Consider the following 15,973-nt stretch of genomic DNA (forward strand, 5'->3'; position numbering starts at 1 on the left):
TGATACGATGCCAGAACTACCAGAGGTAGAACTAATTAAACGATATATTCATGAACATGTAGCAGGGAAGACGGTGGCATCGGTAGATTCCTTATTACCTCGTATGTGGCGTAATTGCCCCGCTCAGTTGGCTGAAACCTTAGTGACAGGGCAGACCATTGAAGCGGTGAAACGGCGTGGCAAATATTTAGTAATTACGTTTCAACATACAGCCTTACAGCTTATTATTCACTTGAAATTAACAGGGCGTTTGATTTATCGCCCACAGGCTGAGGTAGAGCGATTTGACCGCATTTTATTTCATTTTACTGATGGCACTTTATTGGCTTATGGCGATGTGCGTACTTTGGGGGCTTTGTATTTGTTTGAGTCACCAAAGGCCATTGATTTAAAGGCCTATTTACATATGGGCGTTGAGCCCTTGAGTCAAGCCTTTACGAGTGGTAAACTATATGAGTTAACACGGCGTAGCAGTATGCCTATTAAGCCATTTCTCTTAGGGCAACAATATGTAGCTGGTATTGGCAATATTTATGCGGATGAAGCTTTATTTTTAGCTAAGGTATTGCCTACAAGGCCAGCGGATTCCTTAACGGATAGTGAAGTGAAACGCTTACATCGGTCTTTACGAAAAGTGTTACGTCATAGTTTAGAACGGGGCGGCACTAGCTTTAGAGATTATAAAAATGGCGCTGGCGGTAAAGGTCAGAATCAAGATTATTTGCTGGTATATGGCCGTGGTGGCAAGCCTTGCTTGCATTGTAAACGACCATTACAGGATATGACTTTACGAGGCCGTCATACAGTATTTTGTGGTCATTGCCAGAAATAAGAAACACAAACTTGGTAGTAGGAGTTTATATGTATAAAATTGGATTAACCGGCGGTATTGCGTCTGGTAAAAGTACGGTTTCAGAGTGGTTAGCTCAAAAAGGGGCCCCTATTATTGATGCTGATGTAGTAGCTCGTGAAGTGGTGGCGCCTGGTACAGCGGGCTTAGCTGAATTAGTAAGCTATTTTGGTGATACTATTTTACAAGCTGATGGAACCCTTGATCGGCCCAAATTAGGAGCTATTATCTTTAATGATGAAGTCAAACGAAAGGCTTTAAATGGTATATTACATCGCTACATTCATGAACGTATTGATGAGTTAGCCTTAGACTTGGCAAAGGCCGGCTATGGGGCCGCTATTTATGATATACCTTTATTGATTGAAACTAATTGGTATCAAGAAATGGACGAAGTGTGGCTCGTGTCGTTAGAACCAGCTGTGCAGGAAGCGAGATTAAAAGTGCGTAATGGCTTTACCGAGGAAGAGGCGAAAGCCCGGATTGCCAGTCAGATGTCATTAGCCGAGAAGAAAGCCTATAGTCAAGTGATTATTGATAATAATGGTACCTTAGAAGAATTAATGGTACAGCTTGAGGCCCTATGGCAGGCGAAAGGTCATTTATTTGCTAAGGAGGATTCATGAGAGGCTCTACATTTCTAGCCTGGTGTGCCGTTATTTTAGGTTGGTATTACTTTTGTGTAGGAGAACCCTATTTGGCGCGAACTTATGCGTATCCATTAGAACATAGTGAAATCGTCTATGCGGCGGCACAAGAAAATAAAGTTCCTTATTCCTTAGTGGCAGGGGTCATATTGGCAGAGAGTAAATTTAATGAACATGCTCAATCAGCACCTGGCGCTTTAGGGTTGATGCAGCTCATGCCTGATACAGCACATTGGATTGCGGAACAGATGAATGAAGCAAAGTTAACTGATAGTGATATTAAAGAGCCAGTTACTAATATTAAATTAGGTACTTGGTATTTGGCGTATTTGCTGGAAGAATTTAAAGGTAATAAGGTGCTTGCCTTGGCAGCTTACAATGCAGGTCGTGGTCATGTAGAAGAATGGATGACCCAATATGGTTGGACTACTGATTTTGATGCTATTGATGAGATTCCTTTTCCTGAAACTCGTGAGTACGTAGCGACAGTGTTGAAGAATCAAGAACATTATGAATCACTATATTCCGTAAATCGTGAATGATGGCCGACCGGTTACCATACGAAGAGAAAGGACGTTGCCTTCATGGCTGATATAATAGCAGAGTGTAAAAATAGAATTTATGATTTTTCTTGGCTTCCTGAAACGATTGGTGATTTTAAATTAGTTGTGGATATAGCGGAAGAGGAAGGTTTGGGCTTTCGTTTTTTTCACTATGAGAATAATTTAGGCTGGCGCTGGGAAGCTGTGTATGATAAGGAAGTAAATGATTTTACCATTCACGTAGTGATGCCTTTATTTTCCTTTGTGGATATTAATTTTGTACGGAATACTTGGGAGGAGTATGAAGCAGTCCTCCGTGAACGTGCGGTAGAAGCTATGACAAATCGTTTAGTGGAGCCACAGCATATGTTTACGTATGCCTATAAACAAAAAGGATTAGCCGATTGGGTGTATGAGGCAGTATTACCCCCAGTGGTAGGGACTTTCACCCGTGATATTGCGCCTAGTCATGGTATATGCATGATTAATGGCTCGTTTATTATTGCAGAATATTGCAAGGTAGGGGATCCTTCTGGTTTGTTGTTATTTTACAATGTGTTACGAGATGAATTCTTTGTAGAATTGCGTCGTCATAACTATCCAGAAATTAATCATGACTTTGATGCGGTGACAATTCCTGAATTGGAAGAAAAACTGACCATGCATTTAACAAAGGTACTAGAAGACTTGGAAAATCGTTTGTAGTATTTGTGTTTTTCCAGTGTTCATGATATAATATACGTGATTTGATATAAGCTTTTTTAGAAGAGTGGGCCTTGGCTCACTCTTTACTTTATAGTAAAAACCTATGCAAGTGATACGCATAGCCATGGATAGCAAGTGTTACATCATATTAAAGGAGGCGATGACCATGAAAAGAGAAGCCGTCGAAGAGTTTGTGTCCTCTATTGTGGAAGGTATTGTAGAAGATACAGATATGGAGCTAGTAGATGTGGAATACGTCCGCGAACGGGATTGGTATTTACGCGTATACTTAGATAAACCAGGCGGAGTTGACCTTGATGACTGTCAGATGGTTAGCGAGAAGTTGAGTGAAGTATTAGATGCAAAAGACCCAATTAAGGAGAATTACTTGTTAGAAGTATCCTCTCCAGGTCTGGATCGGGTGCTTAAGAAAGATAAAGACTTTATACGCTACAATGGCTCCGACGTTGATGTACAACTGTTTAAGCCAGTGGATGGTAAGAAACAATATACAGGCGCATTAGCCGGTTTTACAGACACGACAATTACCATTATGGTCGGTGAAGAACCGCTAGCATTGGAGCGCAGTGCCATTGCGCAGATTCGCTTACATTTTGAATTTTAAAACTAATAGGATATTGGAGGAATAATCAGTGAGTCAAGAATTAGTACAGGCAGTTATGGTGTTAACGAAACAAAAGGGTGTTTCACCAGAAGTGGTGTTTGAGTCCTTGGAGGCATCATTATTGCAGGCTTATCGCAAAGAGCCAGGCTCTAATCAAGAAGCATATGTAGAATTAAATCGTGAAACTGGTGAATATAAAGTATTTGCAAAGAAAACTGTAGTAGCTGAAGTGGAAGACCCTGAAAAAGAAATCGCTTTGGCTGAGGCACAACAGAAAGATATGCGCTTTGAAGTAGGCGATATTGTAGAAGTTGATGTAACGCCTAAGAACTTTGGCCGTAGCGCTGCTCATACAGCTAAGCAGATGCTAATTCAACGTTTAAAAGAAGCCGAACGAAGCATTGTGTACGAAGAATATTTCAGCCGTGAAGGAGATATTATTACTGGTTTAGTACAGCGGGTAGAAGGACGCAATGTGTTTGTAGACTTAGGTAAAACGGAAGCTATTTTACCACCAGCGGAGCAAATTCCTACGGAAACTTATAAGGCTGGGGATCGCATTAAATGCTACATTGTAGAAGTTAAGAAGACTACTAAAGGGCCTCAGATTATGATTAGCCGTACCCATCCAGGCCTTTTGAAACGCTTATTTGAATTAGAAGTACCTGAGATTTACGAAGGGGTTATTGAATTAAAATCAGTGGCTCGTGAACCAGGCATGCGTTCTAAGATTGCTGTAGTATCTCGTGATGAAACCATTGATGCTGTAGGTGCTTGTGTAGGGCCTAAAGGTCAGCGTGTTCAAAATATTGTGGATGAATTGCACGATGAAAAAATTGACATTGTTAAATGGGATGAAGATCCATCTGTTTACATTGCTAATTCCTTAAGTCCAGCGAAAGTTATTTCCGTTGATGTAGACGAAGAAGAAAAAACATCTCGCGTAGTAGTGCCTGATTATCAGTTATCCTTAGCTATTGGTAAGGCTGGTCAAAATGCGCGCTTAGCTGCGAAATTGACAAACTGGAAAATTGATATTAAGAGTGAAACTCAAGCGGATACGGAAGAGCCAAGTGAAAGCACGAGTGAATTCCTCCTTGAAGAGGATGGTGAAGCTTAATGAAGAAGAAAGCACCACCAATGCGTATTTGTGTAGGTTGTGGCGAACTTCGGAATAAGAAAGATATGTTGCGCATTGTAGCATCACCAGAAGGGGCCATTGCTATTGACCGCTCTGGCAAAGCAGCTGGGCGTGGGGCGTACATTGAGCCAAAGACAGAATGCTTTGAAACCGCGTATAAGGCGAAGCGGTTAGAGCGTTCTTTGAAACGAGCTGTTTCGGCTGATATATATGAAAATCTTCGAGCTGAATTATTTCCTAACGAGGAATAAATAAGCTTATGGATATTGTAAAAGTAAAAAATTTACTCGGCATGGCACAGCGAGCTGGTAAATTATTATCTGGTGATTTTGTTGCGGAGAAGGCTATTAAACGGGGACAAATCCCGTTGGCTTTACTAGCATCAGATTGTGCTAAAAATAATGCTGAAAAATATAATTGGTTAGCCCAACAACATAAAGTACCTTTGCGAGAGGTTTTAACAAAAGCTGAATTAGGGCAAGCCATCGGAAAAGAACAACGAGCTATTGTTCTCGTCAATGATGTGGGATTTGCCAAAGCAATGCTCAAGGAAATAGATAATTGATTAAGGGGGCATGTAGATGTCAAAAAAGAGAATACGTGATTTAAGTAAAGAACTAAATGTAGAAAATAAACGAATTATAGATTTTTTAAGTCGTAATGGTTATGAGTCTAAAACGCCAGCTAGTGGCTTAGATGAAGCTGGGGTGGCACTGGTTGAAAAACATTTCAAAAAACCGAGCCCTGTAGCTGAGGCCACTAAAAAAGCGACTGACGCGCCAAAAACAGAAGCTAAAGGCGCTGCCAAAGTAGGCCCAAAAGCAACGGAACAGCCTAAGAAACAAGAAGGCCATAAAGCGACTAGTCATAAAACGGAGGTTCATAAAACCGAAGCGGCTAAACCAGAAGCGCATAAAACTAGTGGTCAAAGTCATAAGAGTGGTGAGTCTAAACAGGATAACCGCAATCAAAAAGGTGGCAATAAACCAGCGCAACGTCAAGACAATCGCCAAGATAATCGTCATGACAATAAGAACCAGGATCGCAACAGCAATCGTATGGGCGATAAGAAAAATGAGTCAGCTAATCGCAATAACGATCGCACTGACCGTAATGAGCGCAATGATCGTAATGACCGTAAAAACAACCGCGATAATCGCAATAATAAAGATGCTCGTAACAATCGTGATGGCAATGCTAATGGCAATGACCGTCGCAATAAAAAGGATAAAAAGAACCGCAATGGTAATCGTCCTCAATCGTTATTATCTACTTCTTTGGCAAAAAGCAAGAATCGCGTAAAACAACGTAATGAACAAAATCGTCAACACAAAGAAGAAGAAAAACGTAAAGCAGAAGCTATGATTGCTACTCACATTGAAATTGGCCAATCCTTAACGGTTAAAGAATTGGCTGAAACTATGGGCCGTGAAGTGAGTGAAATCATCAAAAAACTTATGCTATTAGGTGTTATGGCGACAATTAACCAAGAAATTGACTTTGAAACAGCCGCTATTGTAGCGGAAGAATTTGGTGTATCTGTTTCGGAAGCAGCGCCAGAAGAGGATCCTACAGAAATTCGTGAAATCGAAGATTCCCCTGAAAGCTTACAACCACGTCCACCAGTAGTAACGATTATGGGGCATGTTGACCATGGTAAAACTTCTTTATTGGACGTTATTCGTCAGACCAATGTAACCGCTTCTGAAGCAGGCGGGATTACGCAGCATATCGGGGCGTATATGGTACGCTATAAAGGTAACAAGATTACGTTCTTGGATACACCAGGCCATGAAGCTTTCACAGCTATGCGTTTACGTGGTGCTCAATCCACCGATATTGCTGTTTTAGTAGTAGCGGCTGATGATGGGGTAATGCCTCAGACTATCGAAGCGATTAACCATGCTAAATCCGCTAATGTGCCAATTATTGTAGCCATTAATAAAATGGATAAACCAGGCGCTAACCCTGATCATGTAAAACAGCAATTAGCTGAACATGGTTTGTTACCTGAAGAATGGGGCGGCGATATTATTATGGTCCCTGTATCGGCTAAACAGCGTCAAGGTATTGATGATTTATTAGAAAATATCTTGCTCGTAGCGGAAGTGATGGAATTAAAAGCTAATCCAAACCGTAACGCCCAAGGTGTGGTTATTGAAGCTAAACTTGATAAAGGCCGTGGCCCTGTATGTACTGTATTAGTACAAAAAGGTAGCTTGCGTGTTGGTGATAATATTATTGCTGGCGTAGCTTATGGTAAAGTTCGTGCCATGACGAATGAACGAGGCGAAAAAGTAAAAGTAGCTCGTCCTTCCATGCCGGTGGAAGTACTCGGTCTTTCCGACGTGCCACAAGCTGGTGAAATCATGGATGCAGTAGATGATAACGAAGCACGTACTATTGCAGAAAAACGTGTGGAAAAACAGCGTATTGCTGAATTAGGGGCTACCCATAAAGTAACTTTAGATGATATTTTCAACCAAATTCAACAAGGTGAATTAAAAGACTTAAATATTATTATTAAAGCTGACGTACAAGGGTCGGTGGAAGCATTACGCCAATCCTTAGAAGCTATTAAGAACCCAGAAGTACGCATTGTTATTGTTCATGCGGCTGTAGGGGCTATTAATGAATCTGACGTAATGTTAGCGTCTGCATCTAATGCAATTATCATTGGCTTTAACGTTCGTCCAGATGCTGTGGTGCGTAAAGCTGCTGAAAAAGAAAGTGTAGACCTTCGTACGTATCGAGTTATTTACGATGCTATTAACGATGTAGAAAACGCTATGCGTGGTATGTTAACACCAGAATTTAAAGAAGTAATTCTTGGCCGTGCCGAAGTGCGCCAAGTTATTTCTACACCAAAAGCTATCGTAGCGGGTTCTTACATTACAGAAGGTAAAATTACGAATAAATCAGAAATTCGTTTAATTCGTGATGGCGTTGTTGTCCATGAAGGGCAAGTAGACTCCTTGCGTCGCTTTAAAGATGAAGTAAAAGAAGTGAAGAGTGGTTTTGAATGTGGTATTTCCATTGAACGTTACCGTGATATTAAAGAAGGCGACGTAATCGAAGCCTTCACGATGGAAGAAATTGCGCCACAGATTTAGGAGGCGTCTATGAGCGACGTACGTGTACGTAAATTACAAGAATTTATTAAGCAAGAAGTGAGTAGCATGTTGATGCGTGGTCTTAAAGATCCACGTATCGGCTTTGTTACAGTTACTGATGTAGAAGTAACTGGCGATTTGCGCCAAGCTACCATTTACGTAAGCTTATTTGGTAAAGACGAAGAGAAGAAAGCGTCGTTACAGGCTTTACGTCATGCAGCTGGCCATGTGCGCAGTGAATTAGGGAAAGTATTGCGTTTGCGTTACATTCCTGAAATTTCTTTTGATGCTGATACATCCTTAGATTACAGCATGCACATCGAATCCTTGTTACATGATATTAAAAAGGATGAAGAAGAACATGGCAGTCATAACTAAAGAGCAGTTAAAGACGGCATTAGATGAGGCTAATCGTATTATCTTAACCGTGCATGTTCATCCCGATGGTGATGCTATTGGCTCTATGGTGGCTTTTTATGAAGCCCTTATACATCAGGGCAAGGATGTAACTATGGTTGTAGATGATACTGTGCCATCTAAATATAATTTTTTAGAGGCCGTTAGTCATATCAAACAGGTCGCTGATGTTCGGGATTGGCAAGCTGATATGTTATTAGTATTGGATGCCAGTACGTTTGAGCGAATTGGCGAAGTAGGGGCTTTATGCAAAGCACCTATTTATAATATTGATCATCACATTTCTAATAGTCAGTTTGCGGATGGCCTTTATTTGTGTTCTGACTTTGCTGCTACTGGCGAAATTCTAGCCTATTTATGTGATAGTTGGAGTTGGCCTATAACAAAAACTATGGCTAATGCTTTATATATGGCTATCGCTACGGACTGTGGTTTTTTCCGTTTCAGTAACACCACAGAGCAGACTTTGCGTATGGGGGCTCTTTGTGTAGCTCACGGCGCAGAGCCTAACATTGTGTCGGAACATGTGGAAGTAACTACGGTAGCCAGAATCGAAGTCATGAAGGAAGCGTTACAAACCATTCAATTCTTCAAAGCGGGACGTGTGGCTATTATTGCGTTGGATGAAGCGTTAATGGCTAAAGTAGGCGATGATACAGATGGGTATGTAGATTTAATCCGCAATGTAGATACTGTGGACATTGCTATTTTATTAAAAGCGGTAGATGCCCATACTACGCGTGTTAGTTTGCGTGCTAAAGTAACTGATGTGAATGCTATTGCTAATCAATTTGGTGGTGGCGGTCATGTGAAGGCTGCTGGTTGTACGATTAAAGCTAATATTGATGGTGCTATTGAGCAATTGTTAGCGGTGATTGCTTAATGGATGGCGTATTTCCTTTTCTAAAACCGCCTGGTATTACGAGTCATGATGCGGTCGGTATTTGCCGGCGAATTCTAAAAGAGCGACGCATTGGGCATAGTGGTACTTTAGATCCGTTGGCCTATGGGGTATTGCCTATTTTCGTAGGTAAAGCTACGCGGATTATTGAATATACAGATTGTGTTAGTAAAACGTATGTGGCAGAGTGTCGTTTAGGCTATGGTACTGATACGGAAGATAGTACGGGGACACCATTGGGCACAGAGGTACATCCATTGGAAATTCCTTCCTGGGAGGAGCTAGCACAGCTGGTACATTCATTTGTAGGGGAGCAGGAACAACAACCTTCTATATATTCAGCCATAAAAATAAATGGGCGCCGTGCTTATGAGTTAGCTCGTGAGGGTATTGAATTTACCTTACCTAGTCGTACGATTACTATCAGTGAGTGTCAATTATTAGCGTATGCCTATCCATATTTTACGGTGCGCGTAACTTGTTCAGCTGGTACTTATATTCGGGCCTTGTTGCGTGATATAAGTGCTAAAATAGGCATTCCGGGGACAATGACTCAATTGGCACGAACGGTAGTAGGACCTTATAGTATTGAAACGGCCATAACGGCAGAAGAATTAGCGCTTCGTGGTGAGGCCTGTGTAGGGCCAACGGAGTCGGCTCTTAGCCATATGCCAAAGGTCACCGTATCGAGTGAGGCTTTATTAGCCTTGAAACAAGGCAAACAATGGCCTTATGAGGCGATGCTAAACTTTACGGGCCATCCACAACAATTGTATTGTGCCTATAGTGATAAGGGCTTTTTTGGCGTATTAGAAGGTACTCCTAAAACCTTAAAAGTAGCAAAAAATATTTTTTTATAGGAATTGATGTATGAAGATTTTAACGTCCTTTGCAGAGTTACAACAATTAAAGATTGATATTGTCTATGCGTTAGGCACCTTTGATGGGCTTCATCGAGGCCATCAATCGGTGATACAGCGTGCCGTAGCTGAGGCAAAGGCAGTGAAAGCTTGTACGGTAGTGGTGACTTTTGACAATCATCCTTTACATATTTTAAACCCCGACCGTTGTCCTACTATGTTGTTACAACCTGTATTGAAAGGTGAGATTTTAAATGAATTAGGTGTAGATTATGCACTGCGCCTGCCTATGACTAAAGAATTATTGTCTATGTCTGCAGAGGCTTTTATAGATGCCTTAACAGATCATAATGCAGTAAAAGCTTTTGTTGTGGGGCAGAATTTTACCTTTGGTGCAGGCGGCAAGGGCACACCTGATTTAATTCAGCAATTATTAGGTTTTAAGGGGATTATGGTGTATGCCCTTTCGTTAGCAACCTGTCAAGCAGGAAACGAACATGTGTCGAGTACGTTAATTCGCCAAGCTGTTCGGGACGGTGATTTACCTTTTGTACAGACCTTATTAGGTCGCCCTTATATGTTCCGTGGTACTGTTATTGAAGGTGATCGTCGCGGTCGAACCTTAGGGTTCCCTACGCTTAATTTTTTATTCCCTAAAGAGTTAACCTTACCACCTGATGGGGTATATGTAAATCGTGTATTCCTAGATGGGCGCTGGTACGAAGGGGTTGGTAATTTAGGGGATAATCCAACGTTTGAAAACCAATACCATCGTTTTGAAGTGCATCTTTTTGATTTTGATGAAATGGTATATGGTCATGAAGCAACCATTGAATTTTGGACTTTATTGCGACCAGAACAGCGCTTTAACTCCTTAGAGGAATTAATTGGACAGATGAAAATTGATGAACAACGAGCTAAGGATTTCTTTAAAACAATATAATCCGTATGACTATTTGCGTTATCAAGTCATATATAAGCGTCTGCTAACCGTATTGTGAGCAGACGCTTTTGATTTTATTTATAAAAAAATCTACTAAACTATACAATATTTTCTGTCCACTCCTTAAAAACTCTTGTTTATTTTTAGTTGACAATTAGAGATGATAAGAGTATGATAAAAACTACAATAAATTAAGGAGGTTATCATTATGGCTATACGTTTTTCAGATGCAGTTAATGCAATTAAGCATTCAGACACAGGGGATATTTTAAAGCTTATTGCGCAGCCAGATATGATTTCATTTGCCGGTGGTTTACCTGCAGAAGAATCATTTCCAGCTGAAGAAATCAGAAAGGCAGCCGAAGTCGTCTTAGATGGCGATGCTGGTAAGGCCTTGCAGTATGGTCCTTCGCTTGGTTATGAACCTCTTCGAGAAAGTATTGCAAAGCGTATGAATCGTATTGTTAAGACAAACTTTACGAAAGACAACATTTTGATTACGTGTGGGTCACAGCAGGGGCTTGATATGTTGTGCCGTTTATTTTGTAATAAAGGAGATACCGTACTCGTAGAAAAACCATCGTATTTAGGTGCTATTACTGCTTTTAATTTAAGTGGTGTTAATTATGTTGAAATTCCTGGCGATGGGAAGGGCATGATTATTTCTGAACTTCGCAAAGCATTAGAGACTCATACGGTGCGTTTAATTTATGTAGTAACGGATTTCCAAAATCCTACAGGTATTACTTGGTCTCGTGAACGACGGGAAGAATTCATGAAAGTGGTTGATGAATTTGAAGTGCCTGTTATTGAAGATAATCCATACGGTGAACTTCGTTATGAAGGGGAATATTTACCATCGCTTAACACTTTTGATACAAAAGGTTTAGTTTGTTCTTTAGGTACATTCTCCAAAACATTTGCGCCAGGGTTCCGCTTGGGATGGATTGCAGCTAATCCATTATTCATTGAAAAATGCGATCTATTGAAACAAAATATGGATTTATCTACAGCGCCATTCTCACAGCGTGTATGTGAAGCTTGGTTAGAAAACTTTGATTTTGATGCACATGTTCAAAAAATTATTACGTTGTATCGCGCTCGTCGTGATGCTATGCTTCAGGCTATTGATGAATACTTCCCAAAAGAAGTAAGCCATACGTATCCTGAAGGGGGGCTTTTTATCTGGTGCACCTTGCCAGAACATTTGAAATCCCGTGATATTTTAAAACAGTGTATTGAACGTAAAGTAGCCTTTGTTCCAGGGGAAGCGTTCTTTACTTCTGAAGGGAATACTAATTTCTTCCGTTTAAATTACTCTTGTAATGATGAAGCAACTATTCGCGATGGGATTAAGCGCATTGCTGACGTATTAAAAGAAAATTTGAACAAATAAGTTTTGCTAAAACAGTTTCTATTGTTTAACTTGTTTTTAAGGTACAAACTAAACGTATTTACAAAACATACCTATACAACACATATTATAGAAATGACCTTTACTACATCTGGGGGGATTAGTAAAGGTCATTTTATTTTGCCTTACTAGGAAATTCTCGGCAAATGCTACAAGAAAATAAGGGAATATGGTAAAATATAAGAGCATGAGGAGATACAAATGTTCTTCTCAATCTATTGAGTACCGGTTAGCTATTTAGAAGCGAGGTAAGTATGAATTTACAAGAAGCACGTCAAAAAATTGATGCCATAGATAAAGAGTTAGTTAAAACCTTTGAAGAGCGATTACAAATTATTTTAGAAATTGCTCGTATTAAGGAAGCAGAAAATATTAGCATTTATGAACCAAAGCGGGAACAAGAAGTGCTGGCTAAAACATTAAGCTATGTAGAAGCAAGTGACTTAAAAGGGTATGTACATCAATTTGTAGAGTCTATTTTAGATATTAGTAAAACCTGTCAAAAACAGCATATGCAGCAGCATATCTTTTTAATTGGCATGCCTGGAGCTGGTAAAACAACGGTAGGCAAAGCGTTAGCGCAACACCAAGGAATGGAATTTTATGATCTAGATGCTGTGATTCAGGAAAAGACAGGCAAATCTATTCAAAACATTATCATTTATGATGGTGAAGAAGCGTTCCGTAAAGATGAATTTGAAGCTATTACAGATATCGTAAATCATAAAATGCCAGCTGTTATTGCTACGGGTGGTGGCACCGTATTATCGGAAGATACTGTTAATTTAATGCGTGAATCTGGTTTTGTAGTATTTATTCATCGTGATGTCACTCAAATTCTTGATGACTTAGACATGGAAATTCGCCCACTTTTAAAAGAAAGTATTGAATACATTTTCCGTTTATATGAAGAACGGTATCCTTTATATGAAAAGGTTTGTCATGTGAAAGTACAAAATGCAAGTACTATCGCTGATTCAGTAGAAGAAATTGTGGCAGCCTTACCGAATGTGGTACGGTAATGGAAACGATTCGGGGGATTGTGCAACGATTAATCTATAAGAACGAAAGCAATGCTTATTGTGTGTTTCTTTTAGAGGATTATAATGAAGAACAAATCGTTTGCACCGCTAATTTAGAAGCTCCTAAAGAAGGGGACGATTTAGAATTAACCGGGCGTTACATCACCCACAAGAAATATGGCCGTCAATTTGAAACAACCACCATTGAGCGCTTAAAGCCTGATACGCTGTATGGGGCAAAGCAGTATTTAATCAATTTAGGGGTGCGTGGTTTAGGGGAAAAATCCATTGATAAAATAATGGATTATTTCGGTGAAGAGCTCATAGCTATATTGCGTGCTGAAGACCCTGTAGAATTATTAGAAGTACCAAGCCTTCGTAAAAGCGTTAAGGAAGATTTATATAACTCCTTACGCGGCGAAGGCTTGTTGCAAGAAATTAATCGTTTTTTAGAAGGGGCCGGACTTAGTTCTCGGTGGAGTCGCATTTTATATACTACTTATGGTGGCGCTGCCATTAATGTACTAGAAGATAATCCGTTTCGTTTGATGGATATAGATAGTACGATTACCTTTTCTATGGCTGATACTTTGCGTACGGCCTTAGAAATTGAGCCTAATGATGAACGACGTATCGAAGCGGCTGTTTTATATACTTTACGTAATATCAGTGACAATGGTCATAGTTGTATGCCTGCTGATGAATTAATCGGGCTTGTATTTGATATGTTAGGTGGCTATGCGGAAGAAATCGCAGCGCGCCTCGAGGAACTATTAGATTATGGCCAAATAATTGGTACTGATCATGAGGGCCTTTTATACATATATAGTCCTAACATTTACCATGCCGAATCAGAAGCTGCTTATTTGACACAACGTTTGCTAGCCGAGGGGGCGGTTATTTCCCTAGATTTAGCAAATTTTGTTGAACAGTTTGAAGGGTCAAAACATATTCGCTTAGGGGAGGCCCAAAAAGAAGCTATTCAGTTGGCTTTACAAAATAAGATGGCTTTAATTACAGGTGGTCCCGGTACGGGGAAAACGACCATCATTCAAGCTCTAGTAGAAGCATTTCAACAGACACCACAAAATCGCATCCTTCTGTGTGCCCCTACAGGGCGTGCGGCGAAACGTTTAACAGAAGCGACTGGCTATGAAGCGACAACTATTCATCGCTTGCTCATGCCTATACAAGGTAGCGATTCGTATGACTTTACGAAGAATGAAGATAATTTATTAGAAGCAGATGTCGTGATTGTAGATGAAGCCTCTATGTTAAATGTACAGTTATATTATTCTTTATTGGCGGCCATTCCTGAAACGGCATATGTTATTATTGTAGGCGATGTAGATCAGCTACCGCCTATTGGTGCTGGTTTTGTGTTACGTGACTTATTGGACAGTGAAATTATTCCTTTTGTCCGTTTAAATACTATTTTTAGGCAAAAGGAAGGAAATCGTATTGTAACGAATGCTCATGACATAAATCACGGTCTTATGCCTGAATTAGGGAATAGTGGAGAGTTTACTTTCATTGAAGTACGCAGTGTAACTGATATGATGCATCGCATTGTAGCCTCTTATAAAGAAGCACTGGCAACTGCTGAGGATGAATTGGAGGTACAAGTTATTTCTCCTATGCGCCGTGGTGTAGCGGGTAGCGTAGCTATTTCTAAGACCATTCAAGAGGCCATTAATAAAAAGTCCACTTTGCGGAGTGAAGTAAAAATTAATGGTCAAATATATCGTGTCGGTGATAAGGTAATTCAAGTGTTAAATAATTATGAACTTGAAGTATTTAATGGCGAAATTGGGGTTATTTTTGCTATTTCTAAAACGGACGTATCCATTCGTTTCTTAGATAAAGAAGTCAAAGTGCCGATGGAAGACATGGTTTCATTTATGTTAGCTTATGCCATTACCGTACATAAAAGCCAGGGTAGCGAATATAGTACCGTTATTATTCCCTTTATACCAACTTATCATCAAATGTTACAGCGAAATCTATTATATACGGCTGTTACTAGAGCCCGTAATAAAGTTATTGTTATTGGTACTAAAGGGGCTATTCAAAGAGCGGTGGGGACTCAAAGTGGCTTGACTCGTTATAGTTTATTTAAGGAACGTTTACAGGGAGTGATGTAAGTGCATTGGCGTGATTTTCTATTTCCTCCTACTTGTCCTAGTTGCGGGGCGGAAGTATGGCAGACTGGGGAATGGTGTAAAACTTGCTTTGAGGAGCTCTATGATGTTCGTAAAATAACTGATTTAGAAGGACAAGACTTAGCATATGCTTATGTATTAGGTCATTATGATAAAGGATTAAAGCGTATATTGCGAGATTTGAAATTTCAAGGTAAAAAGGAGCGTGCCTTAGGGGCGGCTCCTTTTTTGTATTCATTTATGTTTGCCTTACCAACTTATGATTTAGCACCTGATTATGTCATTCCCATTCCAGTCAGTGACGCTAAGAGACAAATTAGAGGTTATAATCAAGTAGATATTATTTTTAAACAATGGATACGTAAGGTGGCCACCAATCATAATAAAACCTGGCAGTGGCTAGAAGCACTGCATAAAGTGGACTCTACTCAGGCTATGTTTGCTTTGGGACGAACAGAGCGCCATGAAAATATGAAACATGCTTTTACAACCTTACCAAGTATATTAACTCAGGGAATTTTAGGGTTATAGGACAAAACGTGTTGGTTTTTAATCCCAATAAGTAGGAAATTCTGTGCTCCGATGAAGTTCATTCCATGCAAGCCCGTCACCCCATTGAGGAATAGAATAA

The 15,973-nt window shown here is 40.1% G+C and carries 17 protein-coding genes; all 17 read left to right on the forward strand.

Annotated features, from left to right (window positions below; translation table 11 throughout):
• Positions 1-7: 7 nt before the first annotated feature.
• The 17 genes from mutM to VER_RS03970 all read left to right on the forward strand — a co-directional run bounded on the left by mutM (position 8) and on the right by VER_RS03970 (position 15,873).
• Entirely contained in the window at positions 8-832 is an 825-nt protein-coding gene (gene mutM / locus VER_RS03890; protein WP_162099569.1) for a bifunctional DNA-formamidopyrimidine glycosylase/DNA-(apurinic or apyrimidinic site) lyase, read from the forward strand.
• Between the two features lie 29 nt (positions 833-861).
• Positions 862-1,476, forward strand: coding sequence for a dephospho-CoA kinase (gene coaE / locus VER_RS03895; protein ID WP_162099570.1), 615 nt, complete (start codon positions 862-864; stop codon positions 1,474-1,476).
• Positions 1,473-2,039, forward strand: a complete 567-nt coding sequence (locus VER_RS03900) for a lytic transglycosylase domain-containing protein (RefSeq protein ID WP_162099571.1) — start codon at positions 1,473-1,475, stop codon at positions 2,037-2,039. The genes coaE and VER_RS03900 overlap by 4 nt, the downstream gene beginning before the upstream one ends.
• A gap of 42 nt (positions 2,040-2,081) precedes the next feature.
• Positions 2,082-2,744 carry a hypothetical protein gene (locus VER_RS03905; RefSeq protein WP_162099572.1) on the forward strand — a complete coding sequence of 221 codons (663 nt, stop codon included), beginning with the start codon at positions 2,082-2,084 and terminating at the stop codon, positions 2,742-2,744.
• 166 nt (positions 2,745-2,910) lie between these two features.
• Entirely contained in the window at positions 2,911-3,369 is a 459-nt protein-coding gene (rimP, locus tag VER_RS03910; RefSeq protein ID WP_162099573.1) for a ribosome maturation factor RimP, read from the forward strand.
• 28 nt (positions 3,370-3,397) lie between these two features.
• Positions 3,398-4,489 carry a transcription termination factor NusA gene (gene nusA / locus VER_RS03915; RefSeq protein WP_162099574.1) on the forward strand — a complete coding sequence of 364 codons (1,092 nt, stop codon included), beginning with the start codon at positions 3,398-3,400 and terminating at the stop codon, positions 4,487-4,489.
• Positions 4,489-4,761, forward strand: coding sequence for an RNase P modulator RnpM (gene rnpM, locus VER_RS03920; protein WP_162099575.1), 273 nt, complete (start codon positions 4,489-4,491; stop codon positions 4,759-4,761). The genes nusA and rnpM overlap by 1 nt, the downstream gene beginning before the upstream one ends.
• A gap of 8 nt (positions 4,762-4,769) precedes the next feature.
• Positions 4,770-5,075 carry a ribosomal L7Ae/L30e/S12e/Gadd45 family protein gene (locus tag VER_RS03925; RefSeq protein ID WP_162099576.1) on the forward strand — a complete coding sequence of 102 codons (306 nt, stop codon included), beginning with the start codon at positions 4,770-4,772 and terminating at the stop codon, positions 5,073-5,075.
• A gap of 16 nt (positions 5,076-5,091) precedes the next feature.
• Complete coding sequence (infB, locus tag VER_RS03930) at positions 5,092-7,623, forward strand: translation initiation factor IF-2 (RefSeq protein ID WP_162099577.1); 2,532 nt, start codon at positions 5,092-5,094, stop codon at positions 7,621-7,623.
• Between the two features lie 9 nt (positions 7,624-7,632).
• Positions 7,633-8,001, forward strand: a complete 369-nt coding sequence (gene rbfA, locus VER_RS03935; RefSeq protein WP_162099578.1) for a 30S ribosome-binding factor RbfA — start codon at positions 7,633-7,635, stop codon at positions 7,999-8,001.
• The gene (locus VER_RS03940) at positions 7,985-8,923 is read left to right on the forward strand and encodes a bifunctional oligoribonuclease/PAP phosphatase NrnA (protein ID WP_162099579.1); all 939 of its coding nucleotides are present in this window, start codon (positions 7,985-7,987) and stop codon (positions 8,921-8,923) included. Before rbfA ends, VER_RS03940 begins: the two co-directional genes overlap by 17 nt.
• Entirely contained in the window at positions 8,923-9,801 is an 879-nt protein-coding gene (truB, locus tag VER_RS03945) for a tRNA pseudouridine(55) synthase TruB (protein WP_162099580.1), read from the forward strand. Before VER_RS03940 ends, truB begins: the two co-directional genes overlap by 1 nt.
• A gap of 10 nt (positions 9,802-9,811) precedes the next feature.
• On the forward strand, positions 9,812-10,744 hold the full coding sequence (gene ribF, locus VER_RS03950; RefSeq protein ID WP_162099581.1) for a riboflavin biosynthesis protein RibF: 933 nt from the start codon (positions 9,812-9,814) through the stop codon (positions 10,742-10,744).
• Positions 10,745-10,952: 208 nt separating this feature from the next.
• Positions 10,953-12,140, forward strand: a complete 1,188-nt coding sequence (locus VER_RS03955; protein WP_162099582.1) for a PLP-dependent aminotransferase family protein — start codon at positions 10,953-10,955, stop codon at positions 12,138-12,140.
• Positions 12,141-12,412: 272 nt separating this feature from the next.
• Positions 12,413-13,180: a chorismate mutase gene (locus VER_RS03960; RefSeq protein WP_162099583.1), complete on the forward strand. Its 768-nt coding sequence runs from the start codon at positions 12,413-12,415 to the stop codon at positions 13,178-13,180.
• On the forward strand, positions 13,180-15,324 hold the full coding sequence (locus tag VER_RS03965; protein WP_162099584.1) for an ATP-dependent RecD-like DNA helicase: 2,145 nt from the start codon (positions 13,180-13,182) through the stop codon (positions 15,322-15,324). The genes VER_RS03960 and VER_RS03965 overlap by 1 nt, the downstream gene beginning before the upstream one ends.
• Complete coding sequence (locus VER_RS03970) at positions 15,325-15,873, forward strand: ComF family protein (RefSeq protein WP_162099585.1); 549 nt, start codon at positions 15,325-15,327, stop codon at positions 15,871-15,873. It begins immediately after the preceding gene.
• Positions 15,874-15,973: the final 100 nt, after the last annotated feature.

Source organism: Veillonella sp. R32 (assembly GCF_010093125.1).
GTDB lineage: Bacteria > Bacillota > Negativicutes > Veillonellales > Veillonellaceae > Veillonella_A.